10 protein-coding genes are annotated in these 16,427 nt (G+C 72.7%); 9 read left to right on the top strand and 1 reads right to left on the bottom strand.

The annotated features are described in order from the left end of the window. The first annotated feature begins 202 nt into the window (after nt 1-202). The 8 genes from AB5J51_RS10745 (at nt 203) to AB5J51_RS10710 (ending at nt 10,212) form a co-directional block, all read left to right on the top strand. Nucleotides 203-1,261: a phosphatidylinositol-specific phospholipase C domain-containing protein gene (locus AB5J51_RS10745; protein ID WP_053785668.1), complete on the top strand. Its 1,059-nt coding sequence runs from the start codon at nt 203-205 to the stop codon at nt 1,259-1,261. Nucleotides 1,262-1,329: 68 nt separating this feature from the next. Beyond that, nucleotides 1,330-2,379: a tRNA (adenosine(37)-N6)-threonylcarbamoyltransferase complex transferase subunit TsaD gene (gene tsaD / locus AB5J51_RS10740; RefSeq protein ID WP_369780243.1), complete on the top strand. Its 1,050-nt coding sequence runs from the start codon at nt 1,330-1,332 to the stop codon at nt 2,377-2,379. Nucleotides 2,380-2,473: 94 nt separating this feature from the next. Beyond that, complete coding sequence (locus AB5J51_RS10735; RefSeq protein WP_369777564.1) at nt 2,474-3,142, top strand: O-methyltransferase; 669 nt, start codon at nt 2,474-2,476, stop codon at nt 3,140-3,142. Nucleotides 3,143-3,206: 64 nt separating this feature from the next. Further along, nucleotides 3,207-3,968, top strand: coding sequence for a tyrosine-protein phosphatase (locus AB5J51_RS10730; protein ID WP_369777563.1), 762 nt, complete (start codon nt 3,207-3,209; stop codon nt 3,966-3,968). Nucleotides 3,969-4,106: 138 nt separating this feature from the next. Then, entirely contained in the window at nt 4,107-4,943 is an 837-nt protein-coding gene (locus tag AB5J51_RS10725) for a serine protease (RefSeq protein ID WP_053785670.1), read from the top strand. Between the two features lie 106 nt (nt 4,944-5,049). Further along, nucleotides 5,050-5,640 carry a DUF421 domain-containing protein gene (locus tag AB5J51_RS10720; protein ID WP_369777562.1) on the top strand — a complete coding sequence of 197 codons (591 nt, stop codon included), beginning with the start codon at nt 5,050-5,052 and terminating at the stop codon, nt 5,638-5,640. Nucleotides 5,641-5,971: 331 nt separating this feature from the next. Then, nucleotides 5,972-8,326, top strand: a complete 2,355-nt coding sequence (locus AB5J51_RS10715) for a hypothetical protein (RefSeq protein WP_369777561.1) — start codon at nt 5,972-5,974, stop codon at nt 8,324-8,326. Beyond that, nucleotides 8,323-10,212 carry an SNF2-related protein gene (locus AB5J51_RS10710; protein WP_369777560.1) on the top strand — a complete coding sequence of 630 codons (1,890 nt, stop codon included), beginning with the start codon at nt 8,323-8,325 and terminating at the stop codon, nt 10,210-10,212. Before AB5J51_RS10715 ends, AB5J51_RS10710 begins: the two co-directional genes overlap by 4 nt. A 6-nt stretch (nt 10,213-10,218) precedes the next feature. Here AB5J51_RS10710 and AB5J51_RS10705 read toward each other — a convergent pair whose 3' ends face one another. Continuing rightward, a complete protein-coding gene (locus AB5J51_RS10705; RefSeq protein WP_369777559.1) occupies nt 10,219-11,502 on the bottom strand; it encodes a family 16 glycosylhydrolase in 1,284 nt (427 codons plus the stop codon). Nucleotides 11,503-11,656: 154 nt separating this feature from the next. Here AB5J51_RS10705 and AB5J51_RS10700 point away from each other — a divergent pair, with 154 nt between their 5' ends. After that, nucleotides 11,657-16,270 carry a HEAT repeat domain-containing protein gene (locus AB5J51_RS10700; protein ID WP_369777558.1) on the top strand — a complete coding sequence of 1,538 codons (4,614 nt, stop codon included), beginning with the start codon at nt 11,657-11,659 and terminating at the stop codon, nt 16,268-16,270. Nucleotides 16,271-16,427: the final 157 nt, after the last annotated feature.

The following is a 16,427-nucleotide window of genomic DNA, read 5'->3' as shown; positions in this document are numbered from 1 at the left end:
TCCCGCCCGCAAACCGCGATCGGCACCCCGATCGCCCCCTGTTCGACGGACGGCGTGGCGACGACAGTTCCGGATCCGGAACGTGTCCGTTCTCACAGCCGGACGCCCGTCATCCGCCGTCCTTCCGGACTTCACTCAACTCGCCTACTCTCCCGGCGGGTTGACACATGGCGCACCGACTGGGCGGACAGGAGCCGAAAGCATGGGAATGCGGAACCGGATGGCGGGCGCGGTGACGGCGGGTCTCGCGGCCCTGGCCCTCGTACTGGGCACGGCCCCGGAAGGGGCCGCCGCCAACGCGGCGGGTGCCGCCGCCGACCTCCCGTACGCGGGATCGACCGGCGTCGGCGTGCACAACGCGTACGAGAAGGCCAAGTACCCGTACTTCGCCGACGCCCTCGACTCGGGCGCCGCGATGCTGGAACTCGACGTGTGGACCAACTTCTTCGGCAGCTCCTGGCGGGTCGCCCACGACAACCCCTTCGGCAACGACAACAACTGCGAGAACGCCACGAGCCCCGCCCAGCTGCGCACCAAGTCCCGCAACCAGAACCTCGCGGGCTGCCTGTCCGACATCCGCAGCTGGCACGACGCCCACCCCGGCCACCGCCCGGTCGTCCTCAAGCTGGAGCTCAAGGACGGCTTCGCCGCCAACCTCGGGCGCGGCCCGGCCGAACTCGACGCGCTGCTGGCCTCGAAGCTCGGCGACGCCGTCTACCGACCCGGCCAGCTCGCCGCCGGCCACCCCGACCTGGACAGCGCCGCCCGGGCCGGCGCCTGGCCGAGCCGCGCCGCGATGGCCGGCAAGTTCCTGGTGGAGCTGATCCCCGGCACGCTGGAGGAGGGCAACGCGAACGACACCCTGTGGACCGACCGGGAGTACGCCCAGCACCTGCGTTCCCTCGCCGCCGCGGGCCGGCTCGGCCAGGCCGCCGCCTTCCCCGCCGTGCACCGGGCCGAAGCCGGCGACCCGCGCGCCCGGTACGCCGATGCGGCGCTCCGCCCCTGGTTCGTGGTCTTCGACGGGGACGCGAGCGCGTACGCGGGCGGCTCCATCGACACCGCCTGGTACGACCGCAACCACTACTTGCTGATCGCCACCGACGCCCAGGGCGTGGCGCCCGCCATCGACGGGGTGCACCCGACCGAGGCCCAGGCCCGCGACCGGGTCGGCCTGATGGCCCGGCACCACGCGTCCATCGCCTCGGCGGACTGGTACCCGCTGCCGTCGGTGCTGGCGACGGTGGTCCCGCGCGGCTAGTACCCTTATTGCGAACTATTCGCAATAAGGGTACGGGTGCAGGTGTGATGGCGGTGGCGGGTTCTCCGGTGGTGCTCGGCATCGAGTCGTCCTGCGACGAGACGGGCGCGGGCATCGTGCAGGGCGGCCGCCTCCTCGCGCACGTCGTCGCGTCGAGCATGGACGAGCACGCCCGCTTCGGCGGGGTCGTCCCCGAGATCGCGGCCCGCGCCCACCTGCACGCCTTCAACCCGGTGGTCCGCCAGGCCCTCGACCGGGCCGGACTGCGCGCGGACCAGCTCGACGCGGTGGCCGTCACCACCGGCCCCGGCCTCTCCGGCGCGCTCCAGGTCGGACTGGCCGGGGCCAAGACCCTCGCGTACGCGCTCGGCGTACCGCTGTACGGGGTGCACCACCTCGCCGGCCACGTCGCCGCGGACACCCTCGAGCACGGGCCGCTGCCCGAGCCCTGCGTGGTGCTGATCGTCTCCGGCGGGCACACCTCGCTGCTGCTCGTACGGGACCTCGTACGGGAGCCGATCCTGCACCTCGGGGACACCCTGGACGACGCGGCCGGGGAGTGCTTCGACAAGGTGGCCCGGGTGTTCGGCCTGCCGTACCCGGGCGGGCCGGCCATCGACCGGGCGGCGCGGGGCGGGAACCCGAAGGCGGTGCCGTTCCCCCGCCCGCTGACCGGCGGGCCGCGCGGGGAGGACCCGTACGCGTACTCCTTCTCCTTCTCCGGGCTGAAGACGGCCGCCGCCCGCTGGGCCGAAGGCCACCGGCAGCGCGGGGCGCAACTGCCGGTCGCCGACGGCGCGGCCTCGCTCCAGGAGGCGGTGGCCGACGTACTGACCCGCAAGGCGGTCGCGGCCTGCACGGCGTACGACGTGAAGACGCTGGTGGTGGTCGGCGGCGTGGCGGCCAACTCGCGCGTCCGGGCCCTGGCGCAGCGGCGTTGCGCCTCGGCGGGCATCGAACTGCGGGTACCGCCGATGACGTTGTGCACGGACAACGGCGCGATGATCGCGGCGATCGGCGACCTGCTGGTCCGCGCGGGCGCGGAGCCGGCGCCGTACGACCTCACGATCGACCCGTCGGCCCCGCTCGAGTACGCGGCGCTCCACCCGATGGCCTGACGGCCCTGCCCGGGGCGGCCCGTTGCCGCTCCGGGGCGCTGTCGTTGGGCAGTCCCGAAGGCGTACACACGGGACTCGCGAAGGGACGTACGACATGGACAGGGGCGTCGACGAAGTGAAGACGGTGCACCTCACCCACGAGGTGTACGGGTACCTGGTCGCGCAGGCCGAGCCGCCGAGCCGCGTCCAGGAGGAGCTCGTCGAGCGGACCCGCGCGCTCGGCCGCGAGGCGCAGATGCAGGTCCCGCACGAGCAGGGCGTCCTCCTCACCCTGCTGGGCAAGGTGCTCGGCGCCCGCCGGATCGTCGAGGTCGGCACGTTCACCGGCTATTCGACGCTCGCCCTGGCCGCGGGCCTGGTGCCCGGCGGGCGGGTCCTGACCTGCGACGTCTCCGAGAAGTGGACGTCCATCGCCCAGGAGGCCTGGAAAGCGGCCGGGGTCGGCGACCGGATCGAGCTCGCGATCGCCCCGGCGCTGGAGACGCTCCGCGCGCTCCCCCAGGAGCCGGTGATCGACCTGGTCTTCCTCGACGCCGACAAGTCCGGCTACCGCGCCTACTGGGACGAGCTCGTGCCGCGCCTGCGCCCCGGCGGGCTGATCCTCGCCGACAACGTCCTGTACGGGGGAGAGGCGGTGCACGCGGACGCCCGGGGGAACGCCCTGGCCATCCGGGAGTTCAACGCGCACGTACGGGCCGACGAGCGCGTCGAGTCGGTGATGCTCCCGATCGCGGACGGTCTCACGCTCGCGCGCAGGCGGTAAGGCCGCAAGCGGTAAAGGACCGTGGGGCATCCTGGGGCGACAACCGCACTCCGAGGAGCCCCAGTTGACCGACCGCATCATTGAGCCGTCCGCGGACACGCACCGCCGCCACATCGCGTTCGAGCGCCTGCACAACTTCCGTGACCTGGGCGGCTACCGCTCGGCCGACGGCCGCACCGTCGCCTGGGGCACGCTCTACCGCTCCGACTCCCTCGGGAAGCTGGCGGGCGCCGACTGGGAGCGCTTCCTCGGGCTGGGCATACGGACCGTCATCGACCTGCGCTATCCCTGGGAGATCGAGGCCAAGGGCCGGATCCCGGAGGCCGGGCGGTTCACGTACGCCAACCTGAGCATCGAGCACCGCCCGTACGACCAGGCCGCGATCGACCCCGGCATCGACCCCTGGCGGTACCTGGCCGACCGGTTCGCCGAGGTGACCGAGGACGGCGTCGAGGAGATCCGCGGGGCCATCGAGCTCATCGCCGCCGACCCCGGCCCGACGGTCTTCCACTGCACCTCCGGCAAGGACCGCACCGGCCTGATCGCCGCTTTCGTCCTGACGCTCCTCGAGGTGTCCGAGGAGGAGATCCTGGCCGATTTCGCGCTCACCGAGCTGGCCACCGCCCGCCTCACGGCCGACTGGCACGCGGCCAACCCGGGCCGCACCATGCGCTGGCCGTCGTACGGCCGCGCCCCGGCGACGATCCTCTCCCTCGTCCTCGCCGATCTGACCACGCGCTACGGCTCCGCGGCCGGCTATCTCGCCACGCGCGTCGGGATCACGCCCGCGACGACGGCCCGGCTGCGGGAGCGACTGCTGCGCTGATCATGGCCGGAACCCGTTACCGGTGTGGCTTCTGCCAACTCGGCGTACGGGCTTGTGAGTTGAGGCGGACATCCCAACAATGCACATGACAACCGGAGGATCTTCGGTTGCTCTTCGTCATCAGAGGGGAACCCCCACATGAACAAGCCTCTCGCCGGCGCCCTGCTCTCGCTGCTCCTGATAGGAGCGGCGGCAGCTCCGGCCGTCGCCGCCGCACCCCGGGACCAGGCCGCGGCGGCCGTCACCGTGAACTACGCGGGGACGGTCGCCCTCAGCAACTGCTCCGGCTCCGTCGTCCGCGCCCCCGGCTCCCTGCCGAACGACCCCGCGCTCGTCCTCTCCAACGGGCACTGCATCGAGACCGGCTTCCCGGGGCCGGGCGAGGTCGTCAAGGACCAGCCGTCCAGCCGCTCGTTCTCACTGCTCAACGCGTCGGGCTCGCGCGTGGCGACGCTGCGGGCCAGCAAGATCGCGTACGCGACGATGACCGACACGGACATCTCGGTCTACCAGCTGACCAAGACGTACGCGCAGATCCAGAGCCAGTACGGCATCGGCGCGCTCACCCTGAACGACGCCCGCCCGGTGCAGGGCACGGCGATCAAGGTCGTGTCCGGGTACTGGAAGCGGATCTACAGCTGCAACGTGGACGGGTTCGCGTACCGCCTCAAGGAGGGCGAGTGGACCTGGAAGGACTCCGTCCGCTACACCTCGTCCTGCAACACCATCGGCGGAACCTCGGGCTCCCCGGTGATCGACACGACGACGGGCAAGGTCGTCGCCGTCAACAACACGGGCAATGAGGACGGGCAGCGCTGCACGGAGAACAACCCGTGCGAGGTGGACGAGAACGGCAACATCACCGTCCGCCGGGGCATCAACTACGCCCAGGAGACGTACCTCATCGTCCCCTGCATCGGCGCGGGCAACAAGATCGACCTGAACCGGGCGGGCTGCGCCCTGCCGAAGCCGTAGCGCGACCGGCCGCCCGCTCCGCGGGGGCGGGCGGCCATTCGCCCCACCTCGGCCGACGGCGGGTCGCTCGCCGCGGTCGCCGTCGCGATGTGCCAGCGTTGACCCGATGCAATCCGCCCACGGTGTCTTCACGTCCTTCCTGCAGAGCGACATCCCGTACCCGGAGAAGGCGCTCCGCACGATCGCGGTCTACGCGCTGATCCTCGTGCTGCTCCGGATCGTCGGCAAGCGCCAGCTGGCACAGCTCAGCACCTTCGACCTCGTCGTGATGCTGCTGCTGGCCAACGTCGTGCAGAACGCCGTGATCGGCCCTGACGACTCGGTCCTCGGAGCGGCCTTCGGGGCCGCCGTACTGCTCGCGGTGAACACCGTGGTGGTCCGGGCGGCGGCCCGCTACGAATGGCTGGGCCGCCTGCTGGAGGGCACCCCCACCACCCTGGCCCGCGACGGCCACTGGCTCACCCCGGTGATCCGCCGCTGCGGCCTGCGCCGCGCCGACCTCGACGCGGCGGTCCGCCACCAGGGCGGCGACGACGTCACGGAGACCACGGAAGTCACCCTCGAACCGGGCGGCACCCTGGTGGTCCAGCTGGCGGAACCGGAACAATCGGCGGACAAGGCGGACATCGCCGCCCTCAGGGCCGCCATCGCCACGCTGGAACGCAAACTGGACGCCCTGGCCTCCGGGCCCTCCTGAATGCGGTGTGGCCGGAACCCCTCGCTCATTCATTCCAAATCACCGGTTTGGCCCGCGAGTTGACGCGCTGTCGGCTACGGTCTGCTGCGCAACCACCTCCGACGGGTGGTCGCTCCACATCATCGGGAGTCCATCCGCCCTCGCACGCCGCAGCTGGCGACGCGCCTGGCCGGCTCTGGTGACGGTCTGTGGAGGCGGCGCTTGCGTCGTCATGAAGTTGAGTTCCGCGCTCCTTCGACACACCGACGACGCACCCGTCCTCCGCCGTGCCCCGCATGCGTGCCTGGGCACCGTCCTGTGACGGGTGTCGACCCCGAGGAGGTTGCCACCCGTGGCTGCCCGTAAGAGCACCTTCCAGTTCCTGAACCCCGCCCATCGGAACCTGATCTCGGACGCCGTCCCCCTCGACGGCGTCTTCCCCCTGCTGCCGCCGGTCTTCGAGCCCCTGCGCGGCGAGCCCGACCTCTCCGACGGGGCGCCGCCCACCGAACTCGGCAAGGCGGTCATGGACTGGTACGCCAAGGCCAAAGGGTGCCCGCCCGAGGAGACGCCGGCCGGGTTGGTCCGGGCCATCGAGGCGGTGTCGGCCGTCGGCCGGGAGAACGTGGACGCCGTCCGCCGGGCGACGTGGCGGCGCAACCATGCCGGGTTGCTGTCGGTGGCGCAGCTCGTGGTCTGCGTCCCGATGGTGCGCCCGGCCACCGTCCAGCCGCGCATGGCCGCCTCCGCTCAGCGGATCATGCGAGGTCACAGGCAGTCGCTGATCCACGAGGTCGGTTCCGGTCTGCGTATCGAGGCCCGCTCCGCCGAGCACCTGATCAACATCAGCAAGGCGCAGAAGGTGGTCCGCGACCCGACCGCCTATGTGAATGAGACCGAGAAGGAGTTCGCCGACTCGCTCGCCCTGGAAGGGATCCGCGAGGAGATCCGCGGGTTCGTGTACGACATGTACGTGTCGGACGACGAGCGTGGGTACCTCGTCGAGACGGACGACGGCTGGACGAGGGTCAACGTCGCCCAGTCGTTCATGGGGCAGCTGATGGGTACGCATGTGGACCTGTCCACGATGCACTGGGAGTACCCGGCCGGCTCCCTGACCGTTCGCTCGCACACCCCGGACAGCATCGAGGCGGCCCACCGCGCGCTGCGCTTCGAGGAGGCCTCCTTCGCCGTCTGGCCGACGGGCCGGACCAAATCCGCGGTGGAGACCTGGCTCGCCGGCGCCCGACCCGAGGCTGAGGCCACGCTGCGCATGATGACCGCCCGGATGGACATCGGTATCGCCGTCCGGCCGTATCGGAGGAACAGCGATCACGATGTGGTCTACGCCGACATGGCCCGCTTCCACGTCAAGGGGCAGAACCCGACGCTCTGGGGGAAGGCGGACGACGAGGCCTTCAAGGCCCGCACGGTCGTCAACGACCTTGTCCATGACCGATTCCTGACCAAGGAGCAGCGCGCCGTCTTCTTCGGCGACACGGAGGTACCGTGGGCGGACGACCCGTCGCGCACCCCGTATCGCAACCGCGTCGTGGCAACCACGCACGTCATGGTCGCGACCGTGGTCGACGATCCGAAGGACGACTTCCGGTACCGCTTGGTGCGCGACACGCTCAAGCGCCTGCGCGTGCCCAACTCGCCCCTCCAAGCTGCAACCACCACCGCTTCCCTGGCCGGTCTGGTCGCAGGCCTGGACGGGGACGGCGAGATGGGCCAGTTCACCGCCGTGATCGCCCGCTCCTTCCGCAAGCCGGACCTGCGCGACATCAGCCAGCACGACGGCAATTGGACCGAGCTGATCGACCGGGACGTCGAGGAGATCGCCGAAGGTGCCCGCAGAGAGCTGGCGGCAGCCGTGCATCCCCAGCGGGCAGACCCGGGCCGCCACCAGCGGGCTTTGGCCTTCCTCGCTCTCGTCGCACATGCAGCCAACCCTGCCCTGCGCGACTACCAGCGGCCGGATGGCGGTACCCGCTCCGACGGCGCCCCGCGCCTGATTCCGTACCCGTCTTCGATGACCCTGACCGGCCGTGGTGGCCGTGGAGGGGTGGCGAAGGTCGAAGCGGACGTCGTGATGATGAACGCGGCCCGCTCACCCCAGGGGATCGACCAGCTCGAGGCGATCGTCCGCGCGGCCATCATCGAGGTGCCTGTGGTCCCGGTCGACCCGGCGACCGGCGAAGACCTGCTGGAGGAGTGGCTGCGGCGGTCCTGGGCCAAGGACCCCGACATCGACGGCAGGCACGGCACCGGCGCGCACGGCCTCGCGGGATCCCCGGGGCCCGCCCCCGACGTCCGGGCCGACGGCAGCGACCACCGGGACGGGCACGGTCTCCGCACCGCCCTCACCGTCCCGTTGCGGCCGGACGGTCCGGAAGAGGAAGACGAGCAGTCCGATGGCGATCCGCTGGCCGATCCCGGAACTTGGGCGAAGGAGATCAACGCCCTGGCCGATGGCATCGACAGGTTGGCTGACCGGGCGAGGGTGCTCGCCGAGACCCGCGTGGCACCTGTCCGAGCCGGTGTCGACGTGAAGGACTATGACCCTGACGGCCTGCCCCTCATGATCGACGAGGAAGGTATCGACCCCGACGTGGAGAACGGTACCGACAAGTCCCTCGAGACCTTGCGCGGCTTCCTCCGGCAGGGCGTCATGGCTTACCTCAGGCAGCGGGTGCGCCCGTGACCGCCACCGAGGCCGAAGCCGGGGTCGGCCGCGCCACCGGCACGGTGGCCGGGGACGAGGACCGCCGGGTCAGCGGCACGGTCGCCGTCGACGAGGCCGGGCGGCCCGTGGTGCGGCGGCCCGCGCACGTCAGCGACCACTGGTGGCAGGACGTGGCCGCCCTCCTCGGCCCGACCCTGCACGGCACGCCCGCCACGGCCGTCACCGCCGCCTCGGTCGTCGTCCGCCGTGACCGGGCCAGGGCCCTGCCCCGGCTGCTCGCCCGCCATCCCGCGGCCGCCGCCCGGTGGACCTGGACCCCGGCCGCCGAACGGCTGCGCGCGGGCGGAGCCGCCGCCGCGGACGGGCTGGCCGCGCTGCTCGCCGCCGATGCGGCCGAACAGTCCGCGTGGCCCGCCGACATCGACCTCCCGGCCCTGGGCTTCGTCCGGGGGCTGCTCCCCTTCCAGCGCACCGCCGCGGCCCGGCTGCTGCGGGCCGGCGGCGGCGCCAACTTCTCCGTGCCGGGCTCGGGGAAGACCACCGTGGCGTACGCCGTGTTCACCGCCCTGCGGGCCCGGGGGGCCGCGCACGCCCTGCTCGTCGTCGCACCGCCCTCCGCGTTCGAGGCATGGGTGGAGGAGGCCCGCGCCTGCTTCGCCCCCGACCGGGCGCCCGCCGTCGCCGTACGGCCCCGGGTCATGGCGCGCACCGACACCGTCGTCGTACTCAACTACGAGCGCCTCGGCGACCCGGCGGTGCGCGCCGCACTCGCCGGCTGGTCCCGCGGGCGCAAGGTCCTCACCGTGTTCGACGAGGCCCACCGCGCCAAGGCCGGCGCCGCCTCCCGGCGCGGCGCGGAGGCGGCGGAACTCGCCCGCCGCGCCGACGCCGTCATGGTCCTGACCGGTACCCCGATGCCCAACCGGCCCCGCGACCTGGAGGCCGTGTTCGACCTGGTGTGGCCGGGGCAGGGACCCCGGCTCGTCCACGGCGACCTCGCCCACCTCCGGGACCGGGCCTACGTACGGGCCACCAAGGACGACCTCGAACTCCCGCCCCTGCACCTGAGGGTGGAACGCATCGCCCTCGACGCCTCCCACCGCGCCCTGTACGACGCCATGACGAGCCGCGTACGGCAGTGGGCGCAGGAAGCCGCCGGGGCCGAGGGATCCGCCTCGGGAGCGGTGGCGGCCCAGGCGGGCCGCGCCCTGCTGCACCTGATCGCGGCCGCGGCCAACCCGGCCGCGGTCTTCGCCCCGGGGCAGCCGTGGTCGCTGCCGCTGGACGGGCCCGGCCATCCGGACCTGGCCTCCCTGGTGGCCGAACCGACCCGGCACATCCGCCCGGCCAAGGTGGTCCGCGCCGCTCAACTCGTGGCCGAGCACCGCGCCCAGGGCCGCAAGACCGTCGTCTGGTCGGGTTTCCTCGGCAACATCGAGGCGCTGGTCACGGCGCTGGCCCGGCACCGTCCGGCCGTCGTCACGGGCGCCACCCCGCTCGACGACCGCAAGGCCGAGCTCGACCGCTTCCGCCACGACGACGACTGCTGGGCCCTGGTCGCGACCCCACAGACCCTGGGCGAGGGGGTCTCCCTGCACCTGGCGGCCAGCGACCAGGTGCACCTGGACCGGGGGTACGCCGCCGGCACCTGGCTCCAGGCCCTCGACCGCACGCACCGCCTCGGCCTGCCCGCCGCCGCCCGCCCCACCTGTACGGTGCTGCTGGCCGCCGACACGGTCGACGGGCGGGTCAACGAGGTCCTCAACCACAAGGTCGCCGCCCTGGCAGCCGCCCTCCGGGACCCCGCCCTGCGCCCGATGGCGGACCCGTCCCTCACGGACGGCGACACGGACGCCCTGCTGGGAGACACCGACGCCCTCCGCGAGCTGCTCCGCCCCTGGTGACCGTGCTCAGCCGGTGAAAGTCCACTTCTGGTTGGGATTGCCGCTGCACCACCAGCTCTGGACCGGGGTCGCATCGGCCGGGTTCTGCTCGCGGACGTCCACGCACTTGTCGGCCTGGACGTTCACCAGGTCCCGGGTGGTGGCGTTGTGGTCGAAGCGCTGGGCGCCGGAGCCGTTGCAGTCCCACAGCTGGACCTTGGCGCCGGGTTCCGTGGAGGCCGCGTTGACGTCCAGGCACTTGCCGAGCGCCCGGACGGTGCCGTCGCCCGGCAGCGTCCACCGCTGGGCGCCCGTGCCGTTGCAGGTGTAGAGCTGGACCTGGGTGCCGTTGGCGGTCTGCGAGCCGGCCACGTCCAGGCACTTGCCGGCCAGCCCGACGAAGGTTCCGGTACGCCCGCCGCCGCCATCGGAGGTGGTGACGCGCACGTAATCGACCACGAGCTGGTTGGGGAACTGCGTCGAACCGTCCGGGTTCCCCGGCCAGTCGCCGCCCACCGCGAGGTTGAGGATGAGGAAGAACGGCTTGTCGAAGACCCACCGCCGGCCGCCGAGGTCGGCGGGGGTCCGGCGCTGGTAGACCTGCCCGTCCACGGACCAGGTGATCGAGCCCGGCGCCCAGTCCACGGCGAAGGTGCGGAAGTCGTCGGCGAAGGCACGACCGCCGGACAGCGTGTACGCAGCCCCGATGCCCCCGCCGCCCGAGTACCCGGGCCCGTGGACGGTGCCGTGCACGGTCGACGGCTCGTACCCGACGTTCTCCATGACGTCGATCTCACCGCTGTTCGGCCAGCCGACCTGGCCGATGTCATGGCCGAGCATCCAGAAGGCGGGCCACATGCCCTGCCCGCGCGGTACCTTCATCCGGGTCTCGACGTGCCCGTACGCCTGGGTGAACCGGCCGGCGGTGTTCAAGCGCGCGGAGGTGTACTCGCACCGGCCGTACCAGCACTGGTAGTTGCCGGGATTCTCGCGGCGGGCGGTGATCACCAGGTTGCCCCGGCCGTCGAGCGCGGCGTTGGCGGCGCCCGGCGTGTACCACTGCCGCTCGTGGTTGTTGACGTTGTCCCCGGTCTCGATCTGCCACTTCCCGGTGTCCACGGCGGCCCCGCCCGGGCCGTCGAAGTCGTCCTCGAAGGTGACGGCGTCGACGGCTGCCGCCCGGGTGACGGGCGTGACGGGCATGACGGGCGTGACGGCCGAGGTGGCCGGACCCCAGCCGAGAACAAGTGCCAAGGAGCTGCCGACAAGCGCTGCCAGCGTCGATCCGCGTCTGCGTAAGGGTATGGACATGGGGGGCCTCGATTCGAGCGCTGGTCCAGACCTGAGCGTGAGCGGGAGTGAACCCCCTTGACGCGTCCCGGTCAAGAGCGCGGGAGCGCCGCTCTGCCGGCTGCCGCAGATCACCTGCTGGTGGTGCGGGGGACGTCCGCATTAGCATCCGATGATGATCACGCCGGCAGACAAGCCCTTCCACGATGCGGTGCGCCGAGCTGACGTCGGCTGGCTGGCCGGCCATGTTGACGCGCAGCTCTGCCCGCCGGCCGTCTTCGAACGCCTCATCCGGCACGACGATCCCCGCATTCGGCATCTGGGCCTGGTCCTTCTGAGCGAGCGGGTCACGTCGTGCCGGACGGGTGACGAGCCCGAGACGGCCGAACTCGCGGGGCTGCTGCCGGAATCGGTGGAGGGACCGCCGGAGGCGGCGCTCGTCCTGGCGCGGCTCCATGAACGACTGGGCCCGTATCGCCAGGGGCTCCGCCGGCCGTCGTGGCGTTCGGCCGGGCTGCCGGCGCGGGTGCAGATCGCCTGGCTGCGTGCTGAGCTGATCAACGAACCGACGTTGATCCGGAAGGAACCCCGGGGCGAACTGCTGTACCAGGCCGTGCGGGAAATGACCGTCACCTGCGCGCACCGGCCCGGGCAACTGGTGAACGAACTGGCCGACAGCGGTGACCCGGTGTTGCAGGCCGCGGCGCTGCAGCTGGCCCGGCAGGGGCTGCATGCCGGTCTGCTGGCTCCCGCACTGGTTCGCGCGTGTGCGATCCGCCTGCTCGGTGCCGGCAGCGCGGCCGTCGTCGCCGACGTACTGGGGGAACTCGCCGAGCCGTGGGCGGCGTTGGATCCCCTGCCGCAGCGGCTCCTGTCTCCCTTTCTCGCTGCCGACTCGGTGATCACGCGGCCCGAGGTGGCCGATGCCGCCATCGCGGCTGCCGTCCGTCACGGGCACGCAGGCCTGCTGCGGCAGGTCGTCGACGATCCGGATCTGCCGCCGGGTCTTCGCCGGCGCGGGATGGAACTGCTCGGTGACCTGGCGGACCGCGGGGACATCGGCGCGCTGACGGCCATCGCCGCACGGGACCCCCTGCTGTTCGGCGGGCCCGCGGTGACGTGCCTGCGCGGGCTCCACCGGCGGGGGCACTTCCCGGACGGTCCGCACGTCCCGTCCATCATCGGCCTGGCGCTGGCCGATCACTCCGTCCCGCCCCACGAGGTCGCGACGATCCTGTACACCTGCCGACAGGTGGTGCTGCGCGTACTGGTGGATGCGGACGCCGACGATCCGAGCTGGCCGCGGCGGCTCACGCTGCTGGTCGCCCTGGCCGGACAGGGGACGGGGGAGCTGCCGATCGGGGACGCGATCACACGGGTTCTTCCCTCGGCTCCCGTGCCAGGGCCCTTTCTCGACGCGATCCGCGCCTTGCGCCACGCGGATGCCGAAGACGCCGTGATCGCTCTCCTGCCCTCCGCTCCGGCAGCGGCCCTGAATGCTCTGGAGGCCATCGGCGGTCACCGGACGGCGACGGCACTGAGGGAAGGGCTCGGTCTCGCCGCGGCGGAGAGCGCGGGCGTGATCGCGCCGCATCTGCGCGCGGTGCGCAGCCGCGCCCTCGAGGTGCTGTGGCATCTGACCGACGACCCGTCACAGCGACGTGCCCTCCTCGTCCGTCTCGATCCCGCCGATCTGCCGACCCGCATCGCGGCGGATCTCGGTGGTCCGGACGAGCAGGAACTCGCCCTCCTGAGTTCCCATCTGGATCCGGACGGGCCGGTGGCGGCACTGTGCCGACTGGCCGCGCACGGCGGCGCCGGCACGCTGCCGGTCATCGCGGACCTGCTCCTGCGCGTCGTGGCCGAGCTGGCGGCGTCGTGGGAGCCGGGCGGAGCCGCCCCGCGACTCGACACCGGACGGCCGGCCGGGGAGCCCGTCGAGCCCGTCGTACCCCAGGAGATCCTGGATGCCGTACACGGCCTGGGCCGTCGTCTCCACAGGCGCGGACGGATCAGGCCGTCCTGCCTGCTCGATGCGGCGACCGAACGAGAGGCCGGACACGCACTCGTCGCGACCATGGGTCTGGATCTGCTGGACCGGCCCGGCCTGTCGGCCGGCGAGCAGGCGGTCCTGCTCGAACTCCTGCTCCGGGCCCCGTACGCGCGCACCCGTACGCGGGTGCACCACCTGTTGCGGCACCGCGACCGGCACGTCCGCAAGCACGTGCTCGCACTGCTCGCCCGCGACGCCACCGGGGACGACGCGCAAGCCTTGTCGGCGACCTTGATCGCGCTGACCGCCGCCCAGGACGTCCAGACCGTCCGGCAGGCGCTGCTCGCACTCGGCCACGCGCGGGCCCGCTGGGCCTGCGCCGCGATCGCCGCATGTCTCGACCATCCGAACATGAACATCAAGAAGACCGCCGCCGAGGTCCTGGTCCGCGCGGGCACGCCCGTGGCGGTACCGGCACTGCTCCGCTGGCTCGGGCGTCACGACAACCCGGGCCTGCGCGGCTCGCTCGTCGAGGCGCTGCGCGCCGTCCTCGGCGACGCGTACCCGGCGACCGTCCTCGCCGCCGCCGAACACAGCGAAGACGCCCGCGCCCGCGAACTGCTGCTGGAAGGCCTCGACCGCACACTGCCGGCGGCCTCGGTCCTCGCTCTGGCCGACCAGGCGTCACGGGTCGCACCGACCCTCCTCGCCCTCGTGGCGACCGGCCGGGTCGGCCTGGCTTCCGGGACGGTCGAGGAGCTGTCGGCGGCCATGGCCGAGCACGGGATCACCCCGCCCGCCACGCCGGGGCCGGCGGTGGACGGCGCAGCGGACCGGGACCTCAGGTCGCTGGCGGCGGAGGGCTGGAACCCGTCGGTCGCGCTGCGCGTCGCCCAGAGGCGTGAGCAGCCGCACCCCGCCCGACTGCGGGAACTGCGGCCCATGCTGCCGGACTGGCTTCGCCTGGCCGGCTCCGAACCCGCTGTACGAGGTCGCGTACTGGCCCTCGTCCTCCGGCTCTGCCCGGCACCGTGGACGACCGAGGAGCTGACGGCCTTCGCCCGGTCCCACAGCGTCCTGCTCGACGGGCTCGCCGAGGCCTCGGCCCGAGACCGGAACGACCTCGTCGCGGTACTCGAAGCGGTCGGGCCGACTCTGGCGGCGGCTCTGAAGCCGGCAGCCGCCGACGCGGTACGCGCGCTGCCCCCCGCGCCCGGGGGCCGGTCCCTGCTGACGCTGCTCCGCGGACTCGGCGCGGTGCTGGTCCGCGCCGACCTCGAGCAGGCACTTGCCTCGGCGCGGCTGGGTGCCAACCCCTGGCAGGCCGAGACCGCTGTGCTGCGGGAGGCGTTCGTCGCGCCGGCTGCGCCGGCTGCGCCGGCCGAAGCCGAGGCGTGGCGAGCCGGGCTGGACGCGGCAGCGCGCACGCCGAGCACCCTGGAACGATTCCGCCGACTCCCTCCCGGGCCCGAGGGGATCCCGGACTCCCGGGAGCGCCTGAGCACGCTGATCGATGTCCACGCCTCCGCCGGCCCCGAGGTCCGCGCCGCCCTCATCGACTGGATGACGGACATCCAGCCGCTCGACGCACCACCCTGGACCATCACCGAGACCACGTACCCGCAGACGCCGCGACCGCGGACGGTACACATCGACGACCTCGACCAGCCCCGTTCGACCGCACTGCGGGAGCGCCTGCTGACCATGCTGCAGGCGCCCGCTCCGGATCACCGGCACACTGCGGCCCTGGCGCTCTCGGAGTGGCCCGAGCCCGAGGCCAGGCTTCCCGTGCTGCGAGCATTTCTGCAAGGGCGCATCGACGTACCGGTCGGTGCCGACCTGGCCCACACGCTCAACGCCGTCGGCGAGACGGAACTCCGCGCGGAAGGCGTCCTGCACGACAGGGTCGCCCTGGCAGCGGGCCGCCTCGACCCGGGGGAGCTGGAGCCATTCATTCCGCTCCTGCTGGACTGGTGGGAGCACGACCCGCCGGCCGGCAGCTCCGCAGCCGGGCGGGCGCTGCGCCGGGCCCCCTCCGACGTACTGGCGGAGCATCTCGGCGACCGGCTCGACGCCGGAGCCTGGGGGTTCCTCGACCTGCTCCGCGGGCGTCCCCTGCTGCGCACCCCCGCGCTGGTGCGGACCTGCCGCCGGCTGCGTGCCGAAGGCCGCGACGACCTCGCGGACGGCCTGCTCCTCGTCGAGGGTCCGCTGCGCCACCCCGACGCCGTACGGCAGGACGCCGCCGCGCTGGCCGCCCTCCGCGACCGCACCCCGGCCGCGCCGCCGGCGCAACCCCCCTCGCGGCAGCACCTCCTGGACCTGGCCCGCACCGGCGACCCGATGCGGATACGCCGAGCACTCACGCGACTGGCCGAGGAACACCGGGGCTCCGACCCGGACCAGGACCCCGGCCTCCGGGACCTGCTCGGCGAGCTGCTGCACCACCCGAAGCCGAAGGTCCGCCTGCACGCCCACCGCACCTCGCGGGCCGTGCTGGACCGGCAGACCTACCTTCACCACACGTCGACCCTGCTGGCCGACCCCCAGCCGGACCTGGTGCGCACGGCGATCCGGACCCTCTCCCACGCGAGTTGGACCCCCGCGATCCCCGCCCTGACCGGGCTGCTGGAACACCCCCACCCCACCGTCCGCAAGGCCGCCGCCGAGGGACTCACCGTCATGGGCACGTCGTCGATCCCCGCCCTCAGACACGCCGCCGCCCACGTCCGCCCCGACAGGCGATCCCTGTACACAGAGCTCCTCGAACAGATCTCGACCGCCGAAGCGGAATAACGCCCTGCTGGCCTGTTGCCGTCACGCTCACTCCTCCCACGACGAACGACGTCGTGGGAGGGTCGTGGTATCGGGGCGACACCGCCGCGCGTGACGTGACCAACGGATGGGTCGTTCTGAGACCCAACCCGGGGAGCCACCCGCCGTTCGTCGTTCT

Origin of the sequence: Streptomyces sp. R33 (assembly GCF_041200175.1) — a bacterium.
In the GTDB taxonomy this organism is placed as follows: Bacteria; Actinomycetota; Actinomycetes; order Streptomycetales; family Streptomycetaceae; genus Streptomyces; species Streptomyces katrae_B.
This window is presented reverse-complemented; position numbering and strand designations above follow the sequence as displayed.

Coding starts and splice junctions, on each gene's coding strand:
- AB5J51_RS10700 (WP_369777558.1), top strand. CDS start 11,657: ATGATCACGCCGGCAGACAAGCCCTTCCACGATGCGGTGCGCCGAGCT.
- AB5J51_RS10745 (WP_053785668.1), top strand. CDS start 203: ATGGGAATGCGGAACCGGATGGCGGGCGCGGTGACGGCGGGTCTCGCG.
- AB5J51_RS10720 (WP_369777562.1), top strand. CDS start 5,050: ATGCAATCCGCCCACGGTGTCTTCACGTCCTTCCTGCAGAGCGACATC.
- AB5J51_RS10725 (WP_053785670.1), top strand. CDS start 4,107: ATGAACAAGCCTCTCGCCGGCGCCCTGCTCTCGCTGCTCCTGATAGGA.
- AB5J51_RS10705 (WP_369777559.1), bottom strand. CDS start 11,502: ATGTCCATACCCTTACGCAGACGCGGATCGACGCTGGCAGCGCTTGTC.
- AB5J51_RS10735 (WP_369777564.1), top strand. CDS start 2,474: ATGGACAGGGGCGTCGACGAAGTGAAGACGGTGCACCTCACCCACGAG.